This window comes from Spiroplasma endosymbiont of Agriotes lineatus, from assembly GCF_964019485.1.
GTDB lineage: Bacteria > Bacillota_I > Bacilli_A > Mycoplasmatales > Nriv7 > Nriv7.
The window spans coordinates 535,971-562,504 of the sequence record NZ_OZ026448.1; the positions used below are offsets into that span (position 1 = coordinate 535,971).

The window sequence follows — 26,534 nt, forward strand, 5'->3', positions numbered from 1 at the left end:
TTCTTCTTTCTATTTTGTCAAGATAAAAACCAGTAATTAATTAAAATTACTGGTTTGAATATTTTTCTTGTTTTTATAAGAAATTTAAACTTGTTATGCTTGTTTTAATTAAAATTATTGTTCTAAATAGGCTAATATCGTTTTTATAAAACCTTATACTATAGTAGTAACTGTATTTGTTCTTACCGGCCCTTCTCTTTCTGATGAAAAAAATGCGCCACCGTTAAATGTTATTTTATCATTGTTTTTATCTATAGCAATTTCATTGGGTAATAAACTATATTTTTGTAAAATTTGCATTACTTCTGTAATTGATAATGTAATTATTTGTTCTTTATTGTTATCATCAATTATTTTGGCACTAATTGTTCCATTAATTTTTTGTTTTAAATTTAACGTAATTCCAGATTTAACTATTCTTACAAAATAATTAATTTGTAATTTTTCATTGGGGTTAAGTTCAAATTTATCAACGGGTTCCTTAAAAATACTTAAAATCATTTCTTGTTCTTGTTTATTTGTGTTTGATAAATCAAATTCATTTGATAATACATTAATGATTTCAGAATTTTTATTATTTATATTTGTAAAATCTGTTAATTTCATTTCATCATCAGAATTTATGTTTCAACCATTTAATTTATTTTCTTGTTTTGTTTTAGTTAATCCTGTTGTAATTTGAAATACTAATTTTGATTTTAAATTATATTCACAAGCAGGTACATTAAATGATCTTGTATTCGGAGTTTTATTAATAATTTCTCTATCAGAACATACATTTTTAGGAACATTAGATCATAAAAATGAATTTTCTTTTCTTGTAACTTCAACATTTGAAAAAGTTAAATTATTAGTATCAATATTTTTTATTTCTTTAAATTTTAAATTTGGATTTTCATCTTGAAATTTAAAAAATATCGCTTCTTGAATTAATTCATTTAAATTAATAATTTTATTTTGTTGTGATATATCTAAATCAGAATTTAAATAATATCAACTATACTCATATACATTTTTATCTGCTGAACCAATATATAATTTATTATTTAATACTACACCAGCTGAATCAATTCATCCCCTCGCTTGAATAACAACTTTTTGTTGACCTGTAGCGGGATCGTACTCATAAACCCGACTATTACTACATCCAAAATAAAGTTTATTATTTAGTACTACGCCAGACGATCTTATATTATTAACTACACCAAGAGCATTGTCTATCGCTTCAATAACAACTTTTTGTTTACCTGTCAATGGATCATATTCATATACTTTGTGATCATCTGAACCAAAATATAATTTGTTATTTAACATAACTCCAGAAGTTCAAATTTCTCCGTTTGCTCGAATAACAACTTTTTGTTGACCTGTCAATGGATCATATTCATAAACATTATGATCTCATGAACCAAAATAAAGCTTATTATTTAATACAATACCAGAAGAATAAATTACACTACTTGCTGTAATGACAACTTTTTGTTGTTCAGTTACAGGATCATACTCATATACATTTTTATCTGCTGAACCAATATATAATTTATTATTTAATACTACGCCAGCTGAATCAATTCATTCCCTTGCTTGAATAACAACTTTTTGTTGACCTGTAGCGGGATCGTACTCATAAACCCGACTATTACTACATCCAAAATAAAGTTTATTATTTAGTACTACGCCAGACGATCTTATATTATTAACTACACCAAGAGCATTGTCTATCGCTTCAATAACAACTTTTTGTTTACCTGTCAATGGATCATATTCATATACTTTGTGATCATCTGAACCAAAATATAATTTGTTATTTAACATAACTCCAGAAGTTCAAATTTCTCCGTTTGCTCGAATAACAACTTTTTGTTGACCTGTCAATGGATCATATTCATAAACATTATGATCTCATGAACCAAAATATACTTTGCTATTAAAAATAATACCATCCGAACGAACTATCCCATTCGTGTTGATTACAGTTTTTACTATATTTATTTTATTATTTTCATTATTGCTTCATTTTTGTCTTTTATAATTTATGTTTTCTAAATTATTTGTTTGTAAAAAATTAATTTCATTTTTTGTTTGAGTTGGAGCGTTTCCGACAATGCCCGACATTCCAGTTCCTGCTATTGTTATTGTTCCTAAAATTTCTAGTAATTTTTTCATTTATTAAATCCTTTTTGTGAATTTTTGCTAATTTAATAAATTTTTGTAGTAATTATCGCCTCCACTTAAAATTATAAATTTTAAATTAATACAAATTTAATTATAAATCATAAAATAAAATTTTTATCATTTTTTAGAATATTGAACACTAATTCTAAAAAAAATTATCATTAAAACAGAAAAATAAACTAACGAAATTTAACTTTGTTAAAACCACTACCAAGAAAGGCGATTTTTTTTATGTTAGAAATTAAAAATAATTTAAAAACTGTAGAAAACAAGCATTGATTAAGTCTATTTACAACCCATAAAAATATGTACACCAATAAATGTGAACAATTAGCCAACGAATATGAAAAATTAGATGAATACTTATATAAATATCATTATCGGTTAAAATAAGGTTATAAAGTAGTTCATTTTGCTTGAAGAACAATTATTACAATTTTTGGTGATGTTACTTTTAAACGACGCCGATATAAATATTGAAATCAAAAATCAGGTAAATTTGAATATGTATGTTTATTAGATAAAGAAATTGGTTTATTGCCTAAACAATGCATTTATTTTGATGTTCAATTTAAAGTTTTAAGTCTTCTGGGTGATGGTAAACGGTATCGCGATGTTTTAGATGCTCTAAATCATTGTTATATTTCAAAAGGTAATATTTTCAAATATTTTAAATAAATACGATATTGCTGAATATTTCCAACTAGCAGAAAAAGAAACTAAAACTAGAATTGATGTTAAAAATAAGGATTTATATATTTAACTAGATGAGGCATTTTTAGCGACATTAGATCATAAAGTTAAACAAGATCAAAAAATTCGTTTAGTTACTTTTCATGCCGGACATAAAGAAAAAAAATACAAAAATGCTTGTAGAGAATTAGAAAACAAACGAGGTCATTTTCTAATTTTAAAAGTTGATAAACAAATAAATACGATGGATTATCGTGATTTATTAATTAAGGAATTACAAAAACATTATGTAAATGCTAATTATGACAGAATAATTGTTTGTGGCGATGGTGCTACTTGAATTAGAGAAATTGCCAATATTTTTGGTAATGTTAGATATATTTTAGATGGTTATCACGCTATTAAAAAATTAAAACAAAAGGCATTTAATATTATTTTTGAAAATCGCAAAGCAACACTAAATAATTGAATTGAATTATATAAGGATGGAAATCATCAAGAATTAATCAAAACCATTCGTAATGATGCTAAAAATGAATTAAATAAAGATATTAAAATAAATTTAAGAAAGGCGAGTAATTATTTCAAAAACAATAAGCATGGTATGGTATTCATCATCAAAATTTAGAATGAAATATTGGTTGTAGCATTGAAAGTGATGTGTCACATTTGGTAAAACAACAATTAGGATGTGGGGCGAGAATATATAATCATAAGAATTTAAATAACCTATTACATTTAAGAATGGCAAATTTAAACAAATTAAATGTATTGCATTATATTAATGAAAATATTAATTCAGAAATAGAAATCAGAAAAGAAATATATAAAACTTCATTATGAAATAAATATAATAAGAAAAATGATGCTAGTTGAATTAATAAAGGTAGAATTGTATATACAAATAAATATATTACATTTAAGTAAGTAAAAATATTAGTTAAAATTTAATAAAATTAATAATGGTCGCGTTTAGTTTTCTTAGGTATTTTTTAAAAAAGAAAAAATACCTAAGAAAACTAAACGCGACCTATCACTTTTTTTTAATGACAAAAGTGATTTTTTCACATATAATTTAAAGATGTATACAATATATGAAAGGAAAATAATTAAATGTTTAGTTTTTGTGATTTTTTTAAAAAAAAGCAAATTGAAGTTTTGTCACCAGTAGATGGTGAAGTAATTAATATTACTGATGTTGATGATGAAGTGTTTAATGAAAAGATGTTAGGTGATGGTGTAGCATTAACCCCTGCCGCTAATGAGTTTTATGCACCGTTTGCAGGCGCGATAACCTCAGCATTTCCTACGAATCACGCTTATGGAATTCAACATCGAACAAAAGTAGATTGTTTACTACACATTGGTTTAGATACGGTTAATTTAAAAGGTAGGGGGTTTGAACCGAAAGTTAAACAAGGTCAAAAAGTAAAGGCTAATGAATTATTAGCAGTTGTTAATTGAAGTGAAATTGCTGGTGAAATTAAATCAAATCAATCACCGTTAATTTTTTTACTTGATAGTTTAAAAGGTAAAAAAATTACTAATATTAAATTAGGTCCTGTTAAAGCTGGTGAAGTTATTGCAATAATTCAATAAATTATTTAATAAAAAAGATGAATTCAATGAATTCATCTTTTTTATTAAAATTAGTATTATGGATAGGTTACAATAAGTTGAACCACATTTATGCGGACTTTAAAAATAAGATAAAATTATTAAGAAAGTAGGAATATAAAAATGGGCAAAAATTCATATACAGATGAATTTAAAAAACAAATTATCATGATTTATCAAAACGGGAAAAGCATTATTGAAATTATTAATGAATATGGTATTTCAAAATCTGCTATTTATAATTAAATAAAATCATTCGATAATTCTGGTTCTTTTAAAGCAAAAGATAATCAAAGTAATGAAGAAAATGAATTAATTTACTTACGAAAAGAATTAAAACAATTACGAACGGAAAACGATATTTTAAAGCAAGCGGCACTGATAATAGCCAAAAAATAACAATAATTAATAACAACAAAAACAAATATTCATTGAGGAAAATATATAAGATTTTGGATTTATCAAAATCAACGTATTATTATCAACCTAATAAATGTACTATAACAAGCAGGTTAATAACTATGAACAAGAAGTTATCGGTGCGTTTAATAAAAATCGCAAAATTTATGGGGCTCGTAAAATTAAAGCCGTTTTAATAAGAAAAGATATCATCTTATCGCGGCGAAAAATCAGATGCATTATGATCAAAAATAATTTGATTTCTAAATACACCAAATTAAAATATCGTAATCATAAAACAACAACTAATAATGCCCAAATTAGTAATGTTTTAAATCGTGAATTTAATGACAAAAAACTTAATGAAGTTGTTGTTAGTGATTTAACATATGTGAAAGTTGAAGGAAAATGACACTATATTTGTTTATTAATTGACTTGTTTAATCGCGAAGTAATTGGATATAATGTTAGGCCAAACAAAACCGCCGAACTAGTTAGTTCAACAAGCTTTTCATAAGATAACACGACCATTAAAATAAAATAACTTTATTTCATACCGATCGTGGTAATGAGTTCAAAAATAAAATCATTGATGAAATTTTAATAACTTTTAACATTAAAAGATCATTAAGCAACAAAGGCCATCCTTGTGATAATGCTGTGGCCAAAACAATTTACAAAACCTTTAAAACAGAATTTATTAAGGGTAAAAAATTTGAAAATTTAACACAATTAAAATGCGAACTATTTGATTTTGTTAATTGATACAACAATATTTAAATTCACGGCAGCTTAAATTATTTAACACCCGTTGAATTTAGAAAATGGCAGTCTACATAAAAAGTGTCCTAAAAAGGGTTGCTATTCCATTATTTAGAATTATTTTTTAAATAAGTGTCATATAGTTTTTCAACTTCTTCTCAGTTAATAATATCAAAAAATTTAGTTACATAAGTTTTACGATCGTTGCGATAGTCAATATAATAGGCATGTTCTCAAACATCAATACCTATTAAAGGACAGGATTTTAAAAATCAAGGATTATCTTGGTTAAAGGTGTTAAAAATTTTTAATTTACCGTTACGATCAATTAATAATCATGTTCAACCACTACCAAAGACTTGTAAGGCGGCGTCACACATTTTTTCTTGTCATTTTTCCATTGACCCATAAGTTTCTTCAATAAGAGTTTTTAATTTACCATTACTAATTGGTTTGTCTTTAGCTAGAATACTAAAAAAGAAGTTGTGATTAATTAATCCGCCACCGAATTGGCGAATACCAACATGGTATTCATTTGGCAATGTTAAATAGTCACGCATTAATTGATTCAGATCGGTAGGTTTGTTGTTATTTTCTAATTTTGCAAGAGTATTATTTAAACCATCTTCATATGCTTTGTGATGTTTGTTGTAATGATAATCCATTGTTTCTTTAGATATAATTGGTTCTAGAGCATCTAACGAATAATTTAATTCTTTTCTTTGAAACATTTATAATTTCCTCCTTTTAATAAATTAATTATATACACATATACTATATAAATGTATAATGATTATATAAGAAAATAAAAATGGAGTAAGGTTCAAAGATGAGTTCTGAAAGTTTTTCGCATCCCCAACAACAACAACAACAATTAAAGTCGTGCAAATGATATAGACTTAAGTATCAAGTTCCAAAAACTTTTGTTGATGATTTACAGGTTTATGATTATAAACTATTTTCTAAAGTTAGTACTTGTTTATTTCTCATAACAGTTTTTGCTTTTCCAATAATTTTTGATTTACTTCGGATTTATGTTTTAAATAATAATAATTATATTTTTTTATTTTTAATCCTTAATTTAGTTTCGTATGGTTTTAGTTTTGGATGATTAATGGTTGAAGATGCAAAAAAATTTATTAATAGTGGCGCGTGAGCAATTTATTTATTTGTGTTTTCACAAGCAGTTAGTAGTATTTTCTTTGCCATTTTTATTAAAACATCGCCATTATTTTATTACCAAGTTGATAATAAAATCGAACTTACGAATGCCGGTTGTGCTCTTGATTTTTTTATACAAAGCATTACTAGATTAGTAACAATTTTTATAATTTTGTTTTTTAGTAAGCAGTTGGCAAGTAAGATTGGTAATACATTACTTTATAATGTGCTATTAGTTGCTATTGTGATTATTATTTCTTTGTTAATTATTTTTCAAGTTACTGCTGTTTTTAAGTTTATTAATGATGCCATTGGTGCTAAGAAATCTACTAATCAAACTGAAATTGAAAAATTTTCAAATACTATTAGTGGCAAGATTGGTTTATTTATTATGGTTGTTATTACAGCACCATCATTGGAAGAATTAGCAACTAGGCATAGTATTTTTATGTTATCAAGATATCGTTGATTGGGGTTTTTTATTTCTTCTTTTTACTTTGCTTGAATGCATGTCCGATTGGGTGGCGATATTCAAAATATTTTTAGTTATTTGGGTTTTTCTTTGTCGTTGTCATTACTATTTATTTTTAGTCGTGAGAATGTAACATATCCATTTGTAATTCATTTAATAAATAACTTGATTAGTTATACAGTTTTGGTTGCAACTTAGGATGACACAATTTGTTATTGATGAAAATGATGCTCATCAAACAATTATTAAATTTATGTGTAAAACTTTTAATACTGTTCCTTTGCGATTAATTTATAAGTTATTTCGTTTAAAAAAGATAAAATTAAATGGTAAAGTTATTACAGATTTGAAGTATTATTTAAAACCTAATGATACAATTATTGTTTTAGATAATTTAACTTTCAAAAATGAAATAAAAAAGGAATTTGCTAGTCAAATTGTTTTGACAATTATTTATGAAGATGAGTATATTTTAATTGTTGATAAACCACATAATGTTTTAATTCATCATCCCGTGGGTGATTGTTTAGATTTAGCGGTTCGTAATTATTTGCAAATTAATGAAAGTTATTCTTTCACTATTAGTCATGTACATCGTTTAGATAAATTAACAAGAGGCTTAGTGATTTATGCGAAAAAGAAAATTGCTTTAAATATTTTTCATCAATTTTGAAATCAAAATAATATTACTAAAAAATATTTATCGTTATTAGCTACTAATAAGGAATTGCCATTAGTTGTTAAAGGCTATATATTTCAAGATATTATACAAGAAAAAATGGCGTTTAGTCCTAAATTAGGATTGCTAAATTGTAAAGCGGTAGTAACCAAGTTTAAATTGTTTAAAAGAGTATTAAAGTTTAGTTGATATGAGATCCAACTTATTACGGGAAGAAAACATCAAATTAGAGCATCTTGTGAGTATTTAAAAACACCGATTGTGGGTGACATTAAATATGGTTCTAAATATAATTTAAATGATCGCATTATGCTTTTTGCTTATAAGTTAGAGTTTAAAAATTTACCGGCTCCTTTGAATTATTTAAATAATAAACAATTTGTTTTATCAGATATTGATAAGATATTAGAAATAAATAGCAGAGAAATTAATTAATTTTGTGATAAAATGATTTAAATTGAAGGGGAATGGCCAATGTATTCAACAAGCAAAAGTTTTTTTAATACACTGTTAGGAATTATTGGAACATTTTTAGGTTCAATTTTTCAGTTTGTTCTTATTTATTTAATAATTAAATATTATGGGGCGAAGATGAATGGATTAGTACGAACTATTATGGCAATTTCATTTACTATTGGTTTGGCCGAGAGTAGTTTAGGAATTATGGGAATTTTTTATTTGTATCATCCCTTATCAAAGAAAGATTGAATTACTGTTAATGATATTGTTGGTACGATTAAAAATAATTATATTAAAACGGGGATAATTTATTTATCATTAGTTATTTTTTTAGGTTTAGGGTTTTCTTTATATGCCTATTGAAATAATGTTAGTGAAACTATTACTGATGATGTTATTCAAGTGATGCCGTTTTGACAATTATGAATTATTATCATATCGTTGTCATTAAAAAATTTAATTTCATTTTTCATTGTTGGTGCTTATGAAAATTTAATTCAAGCTGATAATGGTAATTATTTTAATCGAATTGTGCATTTAACTTGTGATTTATTAGTTTTTACAGGTGTTATTTTGTGAATGTGGATTAGTGCTAGAAATGGTAATCCCTATGCTTATTTACCATTTTTAGTTTATATTTTTCATGGAATTATTAAGTCAATTTTAATTTATATTTATGTGAAATTAAAATATCCATGATTGCAAACTAAAGAATGAACTAAAAATGATAAATTATTGCAAGAGAGTAATTATGTTGCGGTTAAAAGTTGTGCGGTAGCACTTTTTAATAATATTGATTTTGTTTTAATTGCTTTATTTATTGGTTTTCGTACAGCGTCGGCGTATTCCATATATATGACGGTGGCGATAAATATGAGAGTAATTATGTTATTATTTATTACTTCGTTTAAAGACTTTTTTGGTACATGAATTTCTTATCAAGGAAGAATTCGTTGGAATACATTTGTTAAATTTGAATTGTTTGCTTATATGGTGGCTGCTTTTATGTTTATCGTACAATTTATTATGTCACCATATTTTGTTAATGGCTTATATGGTGAATTGAAAGTCCAAATGCTAGCAACTGTTAGAAGTTCTAATAATCCAGAATTTGAGAATATTGCGATTAAGACTATTTTTGATACCCCACATTTATCGTTAATTTTTGCTATTAATTCAGCATTATTAATGATAAGTGAACCTGCGAGTATTTTAATTTATGGAGCGGGAAGACATCGCGAAACTACGAATCACGCTTATATGCAAGTAGTTATTAGTTTAGTTATTAGTTTAATTTTAGGGTCAGTTTTTACATATTATTTAAAAGATGCACAGTTAACAATTTATGCTTTAATATTATCAACAACTTTTGGTTTATTTTATCGTTGAATTTATAGTAGTAATTATACTTGGAAATATTTAACATATAATAGTAATGCTCGGTTTTGATGAAAAAATTTGGCAATTATTATTATTCCAATGATTTTTTCAATTGTTATTGCTTATAAATTAATTTTTTCTAATGCTTATTATCAATTTACTAATTATAAACAATTATCATCACAATTAGGAATTAAAGGAATTATAAAATTATTTATGTTAATTCTTGTTATTTCTGTTTCAGGGATTATATTATTAGCAGCCATTACTGAACCTTTGCAGTTAATGGCGATATTATCGCGAAGTTCATTAACTAATTGGATTATTGTTCGTTTAAAAAAGCAATTGAAAAATAAAGATGATTTTTATACAAAAGATGAATTGATCGCTTTTGATGATCCCGATAAAATTAAAGTTCATAGTATTAAAACCGAAGATAAATGAAAAGATAATCAGCAAACAAATAGTAAAAATAAGAAACAAGCAGTTTATACATTAACAGGTAAAAATTAATTTAAGGAGGGAAAAATGGGTTTACAAAAATTTAATGTTAATTTTACGAAACAAGAGTTGCTTGCGGGTACAGGGATTGGTGTTATTTCAGCTTTTATGTATTCATTAGCGCCATTACTAATTATTTTTTTAGATACGCGAGCATTAAATAGTTTTATTTTAGCAACAATGCAAGAATTTGTTTCTTGAATTTTAGTTGTTTGTCTTAATAATAAACCATTAAAGTTTTTAAAACAAATTTGGAAAAATACTAAAAGTATGTTAGGAATGATTGTAATTATTGCTGGTATTTTTGGTGGTCCGATTGCACAAGTATTGTATATTTTATCAATTCAATTGGCGGCCAAAATGAGTGCTACGGCAACAGTGTTAGTAAATATTGCCCCAATTTTTACAGCTTTATTATCAAGATTATTATTAGAAGAAAGATTATCTTTTATTGCTTGGTCGGGACTACTTTTAACATCTTTAGCGGTTGTTGGTTTGGTTATTTGACAAATTATTATTGAGTTTAATAAAACAATATTAAGTCCTAATCCTAGTGATATTCAACCGTGAGTAAAAGCTACATGGGCAATAATTTTGTCGTTGTTAACGGCGATCTTATATGCAATTGAATCAACAATTCTTCATTTTGCAATGAGTAAGTCTAAAAATAAAATTAATGAAAAAGATGCATTAATTTTAAAAGCGTTTAGTTCATCGTGGATAATGTTAATTTTTGTTTTACCAATATTTTCTGTAATAGGTGGGGGTTATGGTTATGAAGGATGAGCTCAATTTAGAATTTTTGTTGAATTGAAGGGGTTAACATTTTTATTTATTATCATTTCTAGTTTCGCTATTGCAATTGGGCGAATTTTATTTTTTCGCAGTATTAAAATTTTAAATGGTTCTTATGGAATTGCTTCTCAATTGGTGATGTTGTTATGAACGCCATTGCTTTCTTTAGCAATTTTTGGTTTATATAAAGCTACTAATTGTAATTTTGGTATTATTCAATCTAATATTTTAGATATGCAAATTAAAGATTTGTATTTGGGCGCGACGCAATGAGAATATTATTTCTTTTTAGTTCCAGTGCTTATTGGGTTAATATTGTTGATGTTTAATGAAAAATTTTTAAAAAAAAATAAGGATGCTTGAACACCTCCAATGGAATTGAAATAATATATAATTAGTTCAAAGTTTTACTTTTTTATATTTTTTTGTTGTTATTAAATATTAATGTGTATTTACTTATATAAAAAGAGAGATATATAATATGAATTTATTAGGCGCTTGAGGTATTATCGGTTTTATTGCGATGATTTTATTAGGAATAGAATTAGTGTTTGCGATGATATGAAGTCTTGATCATTTAATTGTAAATCGTAAAAAAGCAGTTAAAGCAACTAGCATAGAAAAACAAGATAAATACTATTGAAGAAGTTGTTCAAGAAACAAAGTTATAATATGTTAAAAAGTCAATCAATTATTTATTGATTAACTTTTTATTTATTACTAGTTAAAGTTTAATTTATCAAATTGAATTCAAAAATTCTATTTAAACTGCTTTATATTCATAAACATTATAATCGTCTGAGCCAATATAAAGTTTATTATTCAAAACAACACCAGAAAACCTAACTGGATCGTTTGTTTTAATTACTATTTGTTGTTATTCTGTTTCTGTATTAGACTTGGTACATAACTATAATATTTTATGCCTACTAAACTATAAAATTCATTTTTATCTTTGTATTTATCTAAAATTTGTACTTCGCCTAAAAAACAATATTATCAAAATAGTAGATAAAATTAAAGGTTATGTACCAAGTCGGTCGCGTTTAGTTTTTTTAGGTATTTTTTAAAAAAGAAAAAATAATCATTTACTATAAATTATTTCAATATGCAAATTAATTATATATTTCTTATGTATGATTTTTGTTGTAAAAACTTATTTTAATGTTATTTTTATAAGCGTTTTCCTTAGTTTTTATAACCTTTTATTGAGATTTTGTTTGTTGATATTAAATATTTTGTTTTATTATTTATTTTCCAAATAAAATGATAATTAAATTGTCGTTGCTTGTCATTAAAAATTATTTAAACCTTTTCCTACTTAATAAAATTTTATGTGCCCGACTAAGAATTATTACTAACATTGATTAAATATTTTTTGGGATAAAAGGTAATTAATGAAAGATAAAAGAAGCCGATTTGAATAAAGTAATCTTTGTTGTAATTATCTACCCCCTTAAAATCAATTTCGGTATAAGTTTTTTCGTCCATGTCAAAAGTAGCGTAAAATAAACTAGCAAAGAAGTTGCCAAGGAATTTCATAGATTTCATCAAAAATATCTTTGTAATCGCTGTTGTTAATATTAGGAATGTTGTTTTTAAAATAAAGGTAAATGTCATTTCGTAAATCGAGGTCATAGCGTAGAAAACTAAATTTAACATTAAGATAATTTAATTTTCCAAAAAGGTACTTAATTAGATAATAATCGTTAGTATTTTCAGATTTCACTTTCACCATGTAATAATTGTAAATAGTTATTATCCGCGATTAAAGTTTTGTTAAATGCCTTAATTTTCAAAACATTCTCATTTACTACATTTTTATCACTAGAAGTCTTATGATAAAAATAGCTTTCATCTTTAAAGCCGTGATTTTTAATCATAAATTCTTTATAGTAAACTTTTTCTAAGGTATCAATGAAATTAAATACGGGGGTTCAATAGAGATAAGAGTAATTAAATTTATCAAAATCACCACGGTGAATCATTAAGTAATCAAGATTATCAAAAATATCGTTATAGTTATGGTTACCGTAAAAATTGGTGGTTGTTTCTGACAAATCAATATCCGTACTTGGTTTAGTTTCTAATTTTGCTAAAAATTTTTTAACATGAAATTTGTTTGAACCCGGATAATTATACTCTTGTATTGTTATTTTTACATCTTTAATTTTTTTAGCAGTATAAAAATATTCAATATTTGTTTTTTGAAAATCTTTATCAAAAAATTCTCTTTCTTCTAGGATGTTGTTTTCTTTTTTATAATTATAAATTTCTTTAATTTCTTTAAATACCGGTTCATTGGTAAAGACAGCAAACCCTCTAGTGTTTTCTCCATAATTTTTTATTTCCAAAGGTAATTGCTCTTTTACTGAATCAATATTAATATATACTGGGTTGGGGTAAGTATCTTTTTTCTAAATAAATATTGGTTTTTAAATTAACTTTTAAATCATTTTCTAAATTAGGCGGTAAGTGTGGTTTGTTATTTGCAATATTACCACAACTAATTAATGTCATTGTGTTTGCGCAAGACAACAAAAATATCGCCAACAAACTAAGCAGTTTTTTCATCCATTTTTATTTTCCTTTCTATTTTGACAAAATAAAAAAACAGCAATTTTACTTTAATTACTGTTTTTAATCTATATTATTTTTACTAATTTATTCATTTTCATTTGACTTGTTAATTTTAATATTATCTGTTTTATTTTTGCAGTTATATTTATTTTTTTTATTTCTACAAAATATTTTTTTAAATAAACACTTCATTTTATCAAATCCTTTTTATTTAAATTTATTTGATACAGATTATTTTTTTCTATTTGTTTCATTTAATTTTAGTTCCATTTCTAAAATTTCTTTTTTTAATCTTAGGTTTTCATTTTCAAGGAATAAATCTGGTTGCTTTTCTTGTTTTGTTTGCATTTCTTTTGTTTTCAACGATTCCAATTCAGATTTTAATTTAACAATTTCTACTCGTTGTGCAGGAATATCTCTTTCGTAAGCTTTAAGTAAGTATTTTACATCTCTATTTGGTTTTTGTTGCATTTTACATTTTTCAAACATTTTTATATGTTCTTCCAATTCTTTTTCTCTGATTTGAATGCGATATTCTAGAAAAGGTACCGTACCTCGCCTTTTTTATAGGCATCATATCATTCTCAAGCTTGATTTCATTTATGTTGATTGTAACTTACTCCAGTTCCTTCCATTCCAAAATAACCTGCTTTTTTAAATCAAGGATAATCATAATTAAAAGGACATTTTTTTTCAAATTTTTCTAACACTCATTTAATATTGTTTTCTGTAACTTTTAAATATAAAACTCCGCCAGTTCAATCTGGTAAGTATACCAGAATTTTGAGTAATTAAATTAATTGTAGTAATAATAAGGATAATTTCTGCTTGATTTTGCATTGCCATTACTCTATATCATTTTTATTTAATAATTCCATGTTTATTACTCCTTTTTACTTACATTATACCGTATTTTTGGGTTTTGTCAGGTGGTTTTTACTTACGACTTTTCTTTTCTTGTTTTTTCGCTGCTTTTTTATCTCATTTTTTGTTTCTAGTATCTTCTTTTTTAGTATGTTTCCCTAACTTAAAATTAAGTTTATTTTCTCTTTTATAAACTTTTTTAACAGGTTTATTATGTTTTGCTTGTTGTTTATTTTGTGTATTAACAAAAACAAAATTATTATTTGGAATATTTAACTTATCTTTTACTTTACTTACCTTCCCCAATTTTTTATTTAAAGATTTTGTTTTTCAATCACTCAAATCTTTTGTATTCTTTTTTTGTTTTCTTGATTTTCTTTGCTTGCTAGTTGTTGGTTAAATCTTTTGCCAATTGCTTTGAATGGTGTGGCAATGCCGGTTCCAAATTATTTTAAGAATCCTTTAAATCCGCCACCACGAGTTGCCCCCACTAATTTACTTGTTGCCAGGGTTGCAACACCAAGTCCAAATCCTGCTAAACCAACAACTCCAGCACGCGAACTCATTCCCTCAGTGGCGTGGTATCCAGAAATGGTGAAAGTCTAGTGGTTTTTCTTGGCGAGATTGATTGCTCGATGTTTTTCGTTATCACCCCAATCACTTTCACCGCCAAAACCCATCGCGTTCATTGTTTTATCTACCATACTAGCGCCACCCATAGCCATTGCTCGTTTGGCTCTTTTACTTTTAGCAAATCCGAATGCTTTTCCTGCCATTTTAGCAGCACCCATTGCCATCATTCCACCAGCCACAGTTGATTTCATTGAACTCATTCCTTCGCGAACACCAGCCGCTTCACCAATTAGGTTTGCAACAACATCCAAAAAGGCCATCACTGCCAATCCGCCATCACACATAAACAAAAAATAATAAACAATGATTTTCCAATTATCTCAATGCCTAATCCTGCTAAATTAGTGCTTAAAATTGTTTGAATTGTTGTCATAAATATAAAGTATCCTGTTAAAGTGGCGGTCGATGCTAGAAATTTCGCAATTACCATATCTTTTCAAATAAATGCTCCTTTACCATTATCAATTGTCATGGCGACCACTCCACTACTCATGGTGAAATAATAAATAAGAAAAACAATTCAATTATTTTTTGCACCAAAGCAATTACACAATCATAAACATTGCAAATAACATAAATCATACCTCAAAAACTTCGGCAATCATATTAAAATCACCAATATTATCAGGATACGAATAATTGCTTGGTTATTATCGCCACTGCCATCTCAGTTGCCATTTCTAATATTGTATAGGTAATTATCTTGCAATATTTCCGTTTTCGCCCCCAAATCCCGAAGTAATCATTTTCGCAATGTTGGCAATTGCAAAATTTGCCAAAAAGAAAAAGATTGGAATTAAAAAGATAAAAACAAATGCTTTACTGCCATTTTGCAAAGCAACAATAAACTTTGTTTTTGTTTCGGTTGCATCTTGAAACAAAATTTTAATCATGGTAATTGTAAATATTAAGGAAAATAAGCCAGAGCCGTAATGACAAAATATCAGAATGCCGTTGGGTGGGTTGAAAACTAAACTCTTCTCTTGGAACTAATTTAATAGCGTGTATATTTTTAGGAAATCCACCCCATTCATTTTTTTATTGCAAAACGAAACAAATTGCTATAGCTAGCTAATAGGATGTTATCTATTAACTGGTAAACTTCTTTTGGTTATGACGATCACCCACAATTTATCGTACTTTAATATATACCAACATTATTAATTCACTTGTATTTAATTTTCAAAGAACAAAATTTTAACACCTTATAAAATAAAAAGACAATCATTGCTGACTGTCTTAATACTTATTCAAATATTTACCTACCTAGCAAAACTTTATGCACCCAACGAAAGGCTTAATTTTTAATTTTAATGCTTATATTTGTATTTAATTAGTTATTAAAAAATGATATTATTAACAGATAAACATTAAAGTAATGTTTTAAATTAATTATCTATTATTTAAAGAAAAAAAATTAAATTTTATTAATAATTTGAAAAGAAAATTAACTATTCAGAAAGGAAAATTTATGAGTAAATTAGAATTTGGTCTTTTGGTTGGAATTTTTTTAGCATTGGCAATTGGTATTTGCATTGGTCTGTTAATTAAATATTTTGTTCGTACTAGTAATGATAAAAAGAGTCAAATAAAATTGGAACAAGCAGAACGAGAAGCAAAAAATATTATTCAATCAGCAAAAATAGATATCAAAGTAGAAATTGCGCAAATGAAAAAAGAAGTTGCAATTGATTTGAAACAAAGAAGAAGTCAAAGTAATAATTATGAAGCTTTATTAATGAAACGTGAAAAAAATATTATTGAACGCGAAGAAGTGTTGGAATCTCAATATCGTGAAATTCTTCAAAAAAAAGATAATATTAAAAAAATTGAAGAAAACTATTATGATAAATTAGAGAAAACTGTTTTAGAATTAGAAAAAGTTGCTGGACTTAGTCAACAAGAAGCAAAAGTAGTTTTGTTTAAGGAATTAGAGGAGAGACTTGATTTAGAGTTAGGACAATTAATTAAAAATCGTGAAAATGATGCTAAAATTAAAGCAAAAAATATTGCTGACAATATTATTGCTGTTGCCATTGAAAAATATGCTCACGATGTTATTGCTGAAAAAACAACAGCATTTGTTAAATTACCTAATGATGAAATGAAGGGACGAATTATTGGTAAAGAAGGTAGAAATATTAAGGCTTTTGAACAAGCGGCTGGTGTTGATATTATTATCGATGATACCCCAGAAGTTATTCAAGTATCAACTTTTAATCCGATTAGACGAGAGATTGCGGTTCGAACTTTAAATTCATTGATGTGTGATGGACGGATTCAACCAACAAGAATTGAAGAAGTTTTAAAGAAAACTCAAGATGAGTTGGAATCTTTAATTCAAGAAACTGGACAAAAGGTACTTAGTGACTTGGGAATTACTAATATGAAGCTTGGATTAGTTTATTATCTTGGAAGATTACGATATCGTACTAGTTTTGGTCAAAATGCTTTACAACATTGTGTTGAAGTAGCAAAGTTGGTAGGAACAATGGCTGCTGAGTTAGGATTAGATGAAAAATTAGCAATAAGAGCAGGTTTATTACATGATATTGGTAAGGCAATTGATTATGAAATGGATGGTTCGCATGTTAATTTGGGTGTTCAATTAGCAAAAAAATATGGTGAACATCCATTAATTATTAATGCTATTCATGCCCACCACGGAGAGATTAGTCCGCAAAGTATTTATGCTGTTTTAGTAATGGCGGCGGATACTTTATCGGCAGCTAGACCGGGGGCGAGAAACAACTCTTTAGAAGAGTTTATTCAAAGAATGAAACAAATTGAAGAAATTTGTCAATCAATTCCGGGGGTGCAAAAATCTTATGCTGTTCAAGCCGGAAGGCAAATTAGAATTATTGTTGATCCCGGTAAAGTTAGTGATGCTAAGGTTTATAAAATTGCTCATGATGTGAAAATTAAAATTGAAAAAGAAATTACAATTCCTGGCGATATTCATATCTCTGTTATTAGAGAATTAAGAGCCAATGAAGTTGCTCGTTAAAATTAAATAATAAAATAATTAGGAACAATTTACGATGATGTTATTCCTTTTTGATATTAAATGGTTAAATGCTTGTATTTTTTTTAAAGTGATTAAAATCATATCAAATAAAAGTAATTATTAAATTATCTATAAAAGTATTATTAGCAATAGCACAATTTTAATTGCTTTTTATTTGTTATATGAAAGGAGTGTGTTGACTTAAATGAATAGAATTTTAAAGCGGTTACTAACTCTTGCCTTTGTTATTACACCAATAAGCTCAATAGTTTGTTGTAATACAGGTAGTTTTAATGATGATAATCTTAAAATAAAAAATGCGAAACTTGTTACAGCAACTAATGAATTAGCAAGTAAAGAACTTAACCCTTTGTTTTTAGAGGAAAATTTTGTTGGCGATAATAATATTGTTAATTTAATTACTGAAAAGTTATTAGATTGGGTCGCGTTTATTTTTCTTAGATATTTTTAAAAAAATAAAAAATAATTATTTACTATAAATTATTTCAATATTCAAATTAAGGATATATTTTTTATGTATGGTTTTTGTTGTAAAAACTTATTTTAATGTTGTTTTTATAAGCGTTTTCTTTAGTTTTTATAACCTTTTATTGAGATTATGTTTGTTGATTGATATTAAATATTTTGTTTTATTATTTATTTTCCAAATAAAATGATAATTAAATTGTGATTGTTTTTCTTTCAAAATTATTTAAACCTTTTCCTATCTAACAAAACTTTATGCATTCAAAAAATAAATATAAAATTATAAATTTGTAAAATTTTGTGTCATAATAAGAATAAGAAGTTTGGTAAGGAGAAAATTATGGAAAACATGAAAATTAATCCAATGGACTTTGTTTCATTTATTTTAAAGTTAAATTAAGATGTTTGGGATGGCAGGAATTGTTGCCAATAGTCCTTATCCCGACACAAGAGAAATTAAAGAAATTAAATAATGTTAAGGACGCATAAAGTTTTATTAGGTAGGAAAATGTTTGAATAAGTATTAAGGCATTCAGCAATGATTGTCTTTTTATTTTATAAGGTGTTAAAATTTGTTCTTTGAAAATTAAATACAAGTGAATTAATAATGTTGGTATATATTAAAGCACGATAAATTGTGGGTGATCGTCATAACCAAAAGAAGTTTACCAGTTAATAGATAACATCCTATTAGCTATAGCAATTTGTTTCATTTTGCAATAAAAAAATGAATGGGTGGATTTCCTGAAAATATACATGCTATTAAATTAGTTCCAAGGGTAGGATGCGGACATTAAAGTGTAGAAATTTCTATATATGGGTATGCTATGTTTAAAATTATTCAAATCTTTTATGGATAGGTTACAATAAATTGGATCATATTTATGTGGACTTTTAAAATAAGATAAAATTATATAAGAAAACAGGAATATAAAAACGGGAAATAAAACCTCATACTCTGAAGAATTTAAAAAACAAATTGTCATGCTATACAAAAATGGCAAAAGTGTTATTAATTTAAGGAAAGAATATAATTTACCAAAACCAACTATTTATAGTTGAGTTAAAAATTATAATAATTCTGGTTCTTTTAAAGCAAAAGATAATCAAAGTAATGAAGAAAATGAATTAATTTACTTACGAAAAGAATTAAAACAATTACGAATGGAAAACGATATTTTAAAGCAAGCGGCACTGATAATGGCCAAAAAATAACAATAATTAATAACAACAAAAACAAATATTCAGTGAGGAAAATATGTAAGATTTTGGGTTTATCAAAATCAACGTATTTTTATCAAACTAATAAATGCACTAACAAGCAAGTTAATAATTATGAACAAGAAAGTTATCAGTGCGTTTAATAAAAAGTCACAAAATTTATGGGGCTCATAAAATTAAAGCTGTTTTAATAAAAAAAGATATCATCTTATTGCGACGAAAAATCAGATGCATTATGATCAAAAATAATTTGGTTTCTAAATACACCAAATTAAAATATCGTAATCACAAAACAACAACTAATAATGCCCAAATTAGTAATGTTTTAAATCGTGAATTTAATGACAAAAAACCTAATGAAGTTGTTGTTAGTGATTTAACATATGTGCAAGTTGATGAGAAATGACACTATATTTGTTTATTAATTGACTTGTTTAATCGCGAAGCAATCGGCTATAATGCTGGGCCAAACAAAACCGCTGAACTAGTTCAACAAGCTTTTCATAAAATAACACGACCATTATTAAAGCAAATAATTTTATTTCATACCGACCGAGGTAATGAGTTCAAAAATAAAATCATTGATGAAATTTTAATAACCTTTAATATTAAAAGATCATTAAGCAATAAAGGTTGTCCTTATGATAATGCTGTGGCTGAAAAAACTTACAAAACCTTTAAAACAGAATTTATTAAGGGTAAAAAATTTGAAAATTTAACACAATTAAAATACGAACTATTTGATTTTGTTAATTGATACAACAATATTCTAATTCACGGCAGCTTAAATTATTTAACACCAGTTGAATTTAGAGAAAATGACAGTCTACATAAAAAGTGTCCTAAAAGGGGTTGCCATTCCAGTACAACTATTTTATAAAAAAAACTAAGAGTTTTTATAACATCTTAGTTAACATCTAATATATATTTATGAATTGCTTTACTAACGCCACCATTATTATAAGTATCAGTAATATCATTAGCAATTGCTAATAATGGTTTTTCACTATTTTTCATTGCAATTCCATAACCAGCTCATTCAATTAATTTATAGTCATTCATTCCATCACCAATCGCCATAACTTCTTCACGATTAATATTTCACATTTTAGCTAAATATTTAACACCACTTGCTTTATTAATATTTAATTCATTAACCTCAATCATCCTAAATTTTCCTTTATCAGAAACCGCAATTTCAGCAATTTGTAACTTTTCTAATTCTAGTGCTAAACTATTAATTCTTTTGCTCTTACCTAATAATAAAATTTTATACATTCTAACATCAGAATTTTCATTAACTTTAACAATTTTACGATGATTTAACTTTTGAATTAATCAAATTTTAAAAGTTTTCTTTAAAATATAACCAATATTACCATCGACACTATAACCTCAAAAAGCAACTTTATAATTTTTAGCTAAATTAATAATTTGCTTAATAGTACCTGATGCTATTTCTTTATCAATTAATAACTCACCAGTTCTTAAATTAATAACATAGGCGCCATTAAAACATACCATATGCTCACTAGTTTCATATAAACCTAATTTGCGAGCAAATTTATAACTAGATTGCGGTGATCGTCCTGTAGCAATAATTACTTTAACACCAAGTTCTTGAGCTTGCTTCACAACAACAATATTTTCTGGATGTAACTCAAAATGATTTTTCAATAATGTTTTATCTAAATCTAAAGCAACTAACTTAATTTTCATCATAACACCATTTATCTTTTCTAATTTTATATTTTTCACAAGTAATTGTGACATGGACACATAAAGTTTTATTTTGCAAATTTGATTAATTGGAATGGCAACCCCTTTTAGGACACTTTTTATGTAGACTGTCATTTTCTCTAAATTCAACTGGTGTTAAATAATTTAAGCTGCCGTGAATTAGAATATTGTTGTATCAATTAACAAAATCAAATAGTTCGTATTTTAATTGTGTTAAATTTTCAAATTTTTTACCCTTAATAAATTCCGTTTTAAAGGTTTTGTAAGTTTTTTCAGCCACAGCATTATCATAAGGACAACCTTTATTGCTTAATGATCTTTTAATATTAAAGGTTATTAAAATTTCATCAATGATTTTATTTTTGAACTCATTACCTCGGTCGGTATGAAATAAAATTATTTGCTTTAATAATGGTCGTGTTATTTTATGAAAAGCTTGTTGAACTAGTTCAGCGGTTTTGTTTGGCCACAGCATTATAGCCGATTGCTTCGCGATTAAACAAGTCAATTAATAAACAAATATAGTGTCATTTCTCATCAACTTGCACATATGTTAAATCACTAACAACAACTTCATTAGGTTTTTTGTCATTAAATTCACGATTTAAAACATTACTAATTTGGGCATTATTAGTTGTTGTTTTGTGATTACGATATTTTAATTTGGTGTATTTAGAAACCAAATTATTTTTGATCATAATGCATCTGATTTTTCGTCGCAATAAGATGATATCTTTTTTTATTAAAACAGCTTTAATTTTATGAGCCCCATAAATTTTGTGACTTTTTATTAAACGCACTGATAACTTTCTTGTTCATAATTATTAACTTGCTTGTTAGTGCATTTATTAGTTTGATAAAAATACGTTGATTTTGATAAACCCAAAATCTTACATATTTTCCTCACTGAATATTTGTTTTTGTTGTTATTAATTATTGTTATTTTTTGGCCATTATCAGTGCCGCTTGCTTTAAAATATCGTTTTCCATTCGTAATTGTTTTAATTCTTTTCGTAAGTAAATTAATTCATTTTCTTCATTACTTTGATTATCTTTTGCTTTAAAAGAACCAGAATTATCGAATGATTTTATTCAATTATAAATAGCAGATTTTGAAATACCATATTCATTAATAATTTCAATAATGCTTTTTTCGTTTTGATAAAGCATGACAATTTGTTTTTTTAAATTCATCTGTATATGAATTTTTGTCCATTTTTTATATTCCTACTTTCTTAATAATTTTATCTTATTTTAAAAGTCCACATAAATATGGTCCAACTTATTATAACCTATCCAATATTTTAAAGCAAGCGGCACCGATAACGGGGGGCCCGTTTAGTTTTCTTAGATATTGCTTTGAAGAAGTAAAACAATCAACTAATTATATTATTTAATTACTAAACTAACATTGCCTTTCTTGTTATTGTCATTTTCATTCATTACCATTCTAACATATTATTGAATTTTTACACAATAAAAATTATTAATTGGACGCATAAAGTTTTGTTAGGTAGGCAAAGATTTGAATAAGTATTAAGACAGTCAGCAATGATTGTCTTTTTATTTTATAAGGTGTTAAAATTTGTTCTTTGAAAATTAAATAAAAGTGAATTAATAATGTTGGTATATATTAAAGCACGATAAATTGTGGGTGATCGTCATAACCAAAAGAAGTTTACCAGTTAATAGATAACATCCTATTAGCTATAGCAATTTGTTTCGTTTTGCAATAAAAAAATGAATGGGTGGATTTCCTAAAAATATACACGCTATTAAATTAGTTCCAAGGGCAGGATGCGGACATTAAAGTGTAGAAATTTCTATATAGAGAGATACTAAGTTTAAAATTATTAAAATATTTATTTAATTAAAAAACAAAATTTAATAACAAAGTCTGTTAAACACTTAAATCTGCGATATATAAGTGTTTAAAAAACTAAGTTAGTTAACTTAGTTAACTAACAACTTAGTTTATTTATAAGAAAGGTAATTTATTATGAAAAACATTGAAAACATTTTCTTAAATACTAAAAAATATCTCTTAAAAGAAACGCAAAACGCAATACCTATTAAAGCACCAAAAATTCCATGATTTAATGAACAAATCGGTATTTGGTTTCCAAAGCGATTTGTTTATAAAGGAAAATATGAAAATTCTATTTGCATCGAAATAATAAAAGATAATAAATATCAAGTAATTTCAATTAATCAAAAAGAAAATGAAACCAAATTAATTAAGGGACAAGAATTATTAAGCTTCTTCATTGCCGGAAAAGAAAACAACAAAAAAGATATAAATTATAACTATTTTAAAGGAGTTTAAAAATGAATATTGCGATTGGAATAATATTTATTATCATTTGCATAATGCTATTGGTATATTTTGCTTATAAAATTTATGCCAAAATAAAAATGCGAATTAAATATAAAAATGTCATTAAAAATAATACTGGTAATTTCACAAAAGATGAAAAGATATTTATTGCTCGCTTTGAAGAATGGGTTAAAGCTCCTAATTCAAAAGAAAATAATGAAAATAAAAAATAATTTTTTGAGAAATTATTATGGAATTCTTAAAACTGTTTGTTTCGATAGAAAAAATGCCTGCACAGGCTGCATTTATTGCCGGATTAATTATTATCATTACTTTTCTTTTCGCCTTAATTTCAATTATGTATTTACCAATAAAAATGATTTTTGGGCGATAAAAAATGACAGTAAATTTAAAAGAATTTAATTAAGAACAAATTAAACAAAATTTCTGAGATTTATTTATTCAAATTACAACTATTCCGGATCATATTAGTGGTGGTAAAGAAATTGATTTAACCAAAGCACCACTTTGACTTTTAATAGCAAACATTGCTTTTTGATTTTTAACCGCGATTATGGTGTGATTTATTCTAATGCTACTTTGAAAAACCATATTAGTCATTATCATTATTTAGATAAGGAAAAAACACAATCGTGTTAAGGTTAATCGTGTTTTAACAAATTTAAGAAAAACTTTGAATATAAATGACGACTGCTTTAAAAAGAAAGGGGGTGATTATATGATTGGAACTTTCTTAACAGAAGCACCAGCAGTAACAAAAATAACAGCTAGTGATGCGATGACTAAATTATGAAACGCGATTATAACAGCGTTTACTAAAATGTGAGAAATTATTGCTGTTAATATGACACAAGTCGGTAACTTCTTTGCTGATTACTGAATCTTCATTTTTCCATTTATTTTGGTAATATTCTTTATTTGCTTTAAAATGTTTGAAAAATTACTTGGCGCAGTCAGAGTCAGTCCGCTAACAAAAAAATAAAGTGAGGTGCAAGATGAAATTTTGCAAATGAATAATAGAAAAAAATAACCATTTTATTGAATTGAATCGCACCTCATTTCTAATTTTATGACATTGCGGAGCAATTTGATATATTTACAACGGTTATTTTAAAAACATTGCAAGCTATTTATTTTTAGCAGGTTGTATTTTAATTTTTCTTTTTAAAATCGGTAATTTAACACAAATTAACAAAGTTATTAATTTCTTAAAAAATTCACCATTAAATATTGTGATTGGTTCATTGGGAACTGGAAAAACCGCTTTTCTAGTATACGCATCAAAATTACTAAAAAAGAAGAAATATCACATCGCCTCAACCTTTCCATTACTAGAAACCCAAAAATTAATTTTAGAACATATGGGGATATGGGGTTATTAGACTTTAATTATCCGGTATTGTCAGATAAGACCTTACTTCTATGAGATAAAACCAATTTATTTTTAGAAGGAACTGATTGAGAAAAAAAATAATACCAAAAACGAAGAAAGCGGTATCCAAAAGCATTTTGCTTTGGCGCGCCATTTCGGTTATATTGTTCTCGCTAGCGGTCAAAGGAGACAAACATATTTGAATTGAAGTTCGTGATATTGCTAATAATGTAATTGTGGGAATTCGTAAAAACCCGTTAATATTTTTCGTCCCTACTTAAAAGTTATCTATGGCACCTTTACGAGCATTAAAGAATATGAACGCTGACGAAACACTTTAATTGATGCTAAAAATAATAAAAAAGGTCGTCGCATTAAATACCGTGATATTCCCGAACTTGATATTTATTTTTTTAAACTAAAAATTCCTTTACCAACACTTAACACTTACAATTCTTTTTACCTAGCATTTTTAAGAGATTACTTAAATTTAAAAGTTAATCCTGACTATGAAGACAAATACTATACTGACACAGCAATTGATTTAGAAGACTTAGAATACTTAAAAATGGATAAATTTAGCAAATTTTTAAGAAAAATGAAAGAAAAGGAATAATAAAAAATGGAAAATCTCGCAAAAATGGCCGACTTTATCGCTCAAATGCTTTATAAAGTTTTTGAATTAATTTGAAGTTTAGAAGTGCCAGGAACAAATATTCAATTAATATTTCCTTTATTCTTAACGCTGGCTGTAGAATTTCTTATGGCAATTATTCTTGGATTTGGTAGTCAACAAGTTAATTTGAAAAAACAACGCCAATATGCCGTTAAAAATAGTGGTCGTTTAAGTGCGTGAGGAAAAGTTAAAAAACAAATACAACCAATAAATCCAAATAAAATTAATTGAAAACAAAGAAATAAAAAAAACAAAACAAGGTAACTAACGATGTTTAAACTAATTATTATTTTTATCTTAATAACTGTTCTTGGACTTTTAGCGGGTAGCCATTTTGAAACTTTAACGAACTATATTAGCGAAGGTCTTGCCAAATTTTAAAAAGTTTATTACTAGCAATTTAACAATTTTAGAACTTTTAAAACCAATGGCACAAACATTTTCACAACACCCAATTTTTACCATTCTTGGTGTTACTTGTGTACTTATTGCCTTATTTCTTGTAATTAAAGGTAGGTAAAAAA

The 26,534-nt window shown here is 26.2% G+C and carries 29 protein-coding genes and 3 pseudogenes; 22 read left to right on the top strand and 10 right to left on the bottom strand.

Annotation, left to right across the window (positions count from 1 at the left end):
- Positions 1–153: 153 nt before the first annotated feature.
- Complete coding sequence (locus AACK93_RS03475; protein ID WP_339025293.1) at positions 154–2,166, bottom strand: PQQ-binding-like beta-propeller repeat protein; 2,013 nt, start codon at positions 2,164–2,166, stop codon at positions 154–156.
- A 240-nt stretch (positions 2,167–2,406) separates the two neighbouring features.
- On the opposite strand from AACK93_RS03475, the gene AACK93_RS03480 reads away from it, so the two are divergent.
- The 6 genes and pseudogenes from AACK93_RS03480 to AACK93_RS03505 form a co-directional block, all read left to right on the top strand.
- Positions 2,407–2,568: a hypothetical protein gene (locus AACK93_RS03480; RefSeq protein ID WP_339025295.1), complete on the top strand. Its 162-nt coding sequence runs from the start codon at positions 2,407–2,409 to the stop codon at positions 2,566–2,568.
- Positions 2,569–2,712: 144 nt separating this feature from the next.
- A complete protein-coding gene (locus AACK93_RS03485) occupies positions 2,713–2,853 on the top strand; it encodes a hypothetical protein (RefSeq protein WP_339025297.1) in 141 nt (46 codons plus the stop codon).
- Positions 2,854–3,112: 259 nt separating this feature from the next.
- Positions 3,113–3,496: a UPF0236 family transposase-like protein gene (locus AACK93_RS03490; RefSeq protein WP_339025299.1), complete on the top strand. Its 384-nt coding sequence runs from the start codon at positions 3,113–3,115 to the stop codon at positions 3,494–3,496.
- A 41-nt stretch (positions 3,497–3,537) separates the two neighbouring features.
- Positions 3,538–3,795 carry a hypothetical protein gene (locus AACK93_RS03495; protein WP_339025301.1) on the top strand — a complete coding sequence of 86 codons (258 nt, stop codon included), beginning with the start codon at positions 3,538–3,540 and terminating at the stop codon, positions 3,793–3,795.
- Between the two features lie 186 nt (positions 3,796–3,981).
- Positions 3,982–4,467 carry a PTS glucose transporter subunit IIA gene (locus tag AACK93_RS03500; protein ID WP_339025303.1) on the top strand — a complete coding sequence of 162 codons (486 nt, stop codon included), beginning with the start codon at positions 3,982–3,984 and terminating at the stop codon, positions 4,465–4,467.
- 141 nt (positions 4,468–4,608) lie between these two features.
- Positions 4,609–5,661, top strand: a pseudogene (locus AACK93_RS03505) (IS3 family transposase); the annotation flags it as partial.
- 92 nt (positions 5,662–5,753) lie between these two features.
- On the opposite strand, the gene AACK93_RS03510 reads toward AACK93_RS03505, so the two are convergent.
- Positions 5,754–6,377 carry a superoxide dismutase gene (locus tag AACK93_RS03510; protein WP_339025304.1) on the bottom strand — a complete coding sequence of 208 codons (624 nt, stop codon included), beginning with the start codon at positions 6,375–6,377 and terminating at the stop codon, positions 5,754–5,756.
- Positions 6,378–6,475: 98 nt separating this feature from the next.
- Between AACK93_RS03510 and AACK93_RS03515 the strand changes: the two genes are divergently transcribed.
- From AACK93_RS03515 to AACK93_RS03535, 5 genes are all read left to right on the top strand, one after another.
- Entirely contained in the window at positions 6,476–7,477 is a 1,002-nt protein-coding gene (locus tag AACK93_RS03515) for a hypothetical protein (protein WP_339025305.1), read from the top strand.
- Position 7,478: 1 nt separating this feature from the next.
- The gene (locus tag AACK93_RS03520; protein WP_339025308.1) at positions 7,479–8,393 is read left to right on the top strand and encodes an RluA family pseudouridine synthase; all 915 of its coding nucleotides are present in this window, start codon (positions 7,479–7,481) and stop codon (positions 8,391–8,393) included.
- Positions 8,394–8,432: 39 nt separating this feature from the next.
- Positions 8,433–10,310, top strand: a complete 1,878-nt coding sequence (locus tag AACK93_RS03525; protein WP_339025310.1) for a hypothetical protein — start codon at positions 8,433–8,435, stop codon at positions 10,308–10,310.
- A gap of 15 nt (positions 10,311–10,325) precedes the next feature.
- Complete coding sequence (locus AACK93_RS03530; protein WP_339025311.1) at positions 10,326–11,480, top strand: EamA family transporter; 1,155 nt, start codon at positions 10,326–10,328, stop codon at positions 11,478–11,480.
- Between the two features lie 94 nt (positions 11,481–11,574).
- Positions 11,575–11,772, top strand: a complete 198-nt coding sequence (locus tag AACK93_RS03535; protein WP_339025312.1) for a hypothetical protein — start codon at positions 11,575–11,577, stop codon at positions 11,770–11,772.
- Between the two features lie 665 nt (positions 11,773–12,437).
- Here the strand turns inward: AACK93_RS03535 and AACK93_RS03540 are convergent.
- From AACK93_RS03540 to AACK93_RS03565, 6 genes are all read right to left on the bottom strand, one after another.
- The gene (locus AACK93_RS03540) at positions 12,438–12,635 is read right to left on the bottom strand and encodes a hypothetical protein (RefSeq protein WP_339025313.1); all 198 of its coding nucleotides are present in this window, start codon (positions 12,633–12,635) and stop codon (positions 12,438–12,440) included.
- A gap of 167 nt (positions 12,636–12,802) precedes the next feature.
- The gene (locus AACK93_RS03545) at positions 12,803–13,447 is read right to left on the bottom strand and encodes a hypothetical protein (protein ID WP_339025314.1); all 645 of its coding nucleotides are present in this window, start codon (positions 13,445–13,447) and stop codon (positions 12,803–12,805) included.
- A 457-nt stretch (positions 13,448–13,904) separates the two neighbouring features.
- Positions 13,905–14,162, bottom strand: coding sequence for a hypothetical protein (locus AACK93_RS03550; RefSeq protein WP_339025315.1), 258 nt, complete (start codon positions 14,160–14,162; stop codon positions 13,905–13,907).
- Between the two features lie 447 nt (positions 14,163–14,609).
- Positions 14,610–14,879 (bottom strand): hypothetical protein, encoded by a 270-nt coding sequence (locus tag AACK93_RS03555; RefSeq protein ID WP_339025316.1) that lies wholly within the window; start codon positions 14,877–14,879, stop codon positions 14,610–14,612.
- A gap of 260 nt (positions 14,880–15,139) precedes the next feature.
- The gene (locus tag AACK93_RS03560; protein WP_339025317.1) at positions 15,140–15,421 is read right to left on the bottom strand and encodes a hypothetical protein; all 282 of its coding nucleotides are present in this window, start codon (positions 15,419–15,421) and stop codon (positions 15,140–15,142) included.
- Entirely contained in the window at positions 15,400–15,642 is a 243-nt protein-coding gene (locus AACK93_RS03565; protein ID WP_339025318.1) for a hypothetical protein, read from the bottom strand. The genes AACK93_RS03560 and AACK93_RS03565 overlap by 22 nt, the downstream gene beginning before the upstream one ends.
- Positions 15,643–15,926: 284 nt before the next feature.
- Here AACK93_RS03565 and AACK93_RS03570 point away from each other — a divergent pair, with 284 nt between their 5' ends.
- The 4 genes and pseudogenes from AACK93_RS03570 to AACK93_RS03585 all read left to right on the top strand — a co-directional run bounded on the left by AACK93_RS03570 (position 15,927) and on the right by AACK93_RS03585 (position 20,764).
- Complete coding sequence (locus AACK93_RS03570) at positions 15,927–16,103, top strand: hypothetical protein (RefSeq protein ID WP_339025321.1); 177 nt, start codon at positions 15,927–15,929, stop codon at positions 16,101–16,103.
- Positions 16,104–16,641: 538 nt separating this feature from the next.
- On the top strand, positions 16,642–18,177 hold the full coding sequence (gene rny, locus AACK93_RS03575; RefSeq protein WP_339025322.1) for a ribonuclease Y: 1,536 nt from the start codon (positions 16,642–16,644) through the stop codon (positions 18,175–18,177).
- A 205-nt stretch (positions 18,178–18,382) separates the two neighbouring features.
- Positions 18,383–18,649, top strand: a complete 267-nt coding sequence (locus AACK93_RS03580; protein WP_339025324.1) for a hypothetical protein — start codon at positions 18,383–18,385, stop codon at positions 18,647–18,649.
- A 998-nt stretch (positions 18,650–19,647) separates the two neighbouring features.
- A pseudogene (locus AACK93_RS03585) lies at positions 19,648–20,764 on the top strand (IS3 family transposase).
- Between the two features lie 26 nt (positions 20,765–20,790).
- Here the strand turns inward: AACK93_RS03585 and AACK93_RS03590 are convergent.
- Complete coding sequence (locus tag AACK93_RS03590) at positions 20,791–21,606, bottom strand: HAD family hydrolase (protein WP_339025326.1); 816 nt, start codon at positions 21,604–21,606, stop codon at positions 20,791–20,793.
- A gap of 82 nt (positions 21,607–21,688) precedes the next feature.
- Positions 21,689–22,818: pseudogene (locus tag AACK93_RS03595) on the bottom strand (IS3 family transposase).
- A gap of 805 nt (positions 22,819–23,623) precedes the next feature.
- Between AACK93_RS03595 and AACK93_RS03600 the strand changes: the two are divergent.
- The 7 genes from AACK93_RS03600 (at position 23,624) to AACK93_RS03630 (ending at position 26,530) form a co-directional block, all read left to right on the top strand.
- Entirely contained in the window at positions 23,624–23,950 is a 327-nt protein-coding gene (locus AACK93_RS03600; protein WP_339025328.1) for a hypothetical protein, read from the top strand.
- Between the two features lie 2 nt (positions 23,951–23,952).
- Complete coding sequence (locus AACK93_RS03605) at positions 23,953–24,174, top strand: hypothetical protein (protein WP_339025330.1); 222 nt, start codon at positions 23,953–23,955, stop codon at positions 24,172–24,174.
- Between the two features lie 17 nt (positions 24,175–24,191).
- The gene (locus tag AACK93_RS03610; RefSeq protein WP_339025331.1) at positions 24,192–24,335 is read left to right on the top strand and encodes a hypothetical protein; all 144 of its coding nucleotides are present in this window, start codon (positions 24,192–24,194) and stop codon (positions 24,333–24,335) included.
- Positions 24,336–24,680: 345 nt separating this feature from the next.
- The gene (locus tag AACK93_RS03615; RefSeq protein ID WP_339023844.1) at positions 24,681–24,944 is read left to right on the top strand and encodes a hypothetical protein; all 264 of its coding nucleotides are present in this window, start codon (positions 24,681–24,683) and stop codon (positions 24,942–24,944) included.
- Positions 24,945–24,957: 13 nt separating this feature from the next.
- The gene (locus AACK93_RS03620; protein ID WP_339025333.1) at positions 24,958–25,344 is read left to right on the top strand and encodes a hypothetical protein; all 387 of its coding nucleotides are present in this window, start codon (positions 24,958–24,960) and stop codon (positions 25,342–25,344) included.
- 612 nt (positions 25,345–25,956) lie between these two features.
- Positions 25,957–26,274: a hypothetical protein gene (locus tag AACK93_RS03625; RefSeq protein ID WP_339025334.1), complete on the top strand. Its 318-nt coding sequence runs from the start codon at positions 25,957–25,959 to the stop codon at positions 26,272–26,274.
- Between the two features lie 103 nt (positions 26,275–26,377).
- Positions 26,378–26,530 carry a hypothetical protein gene (locus AACK93_RS03630; protein ID WP_339025335.1) on the top strand — a complete coding sequence of 51 codons (153 nt, stop codon included), beginning with the start codon at positions 26,378–26,380 and terminating at the stop codon, positions 26,528–26,530.
- Positions 26,531–26,534 lie beyond the last annotated feature (4 nt).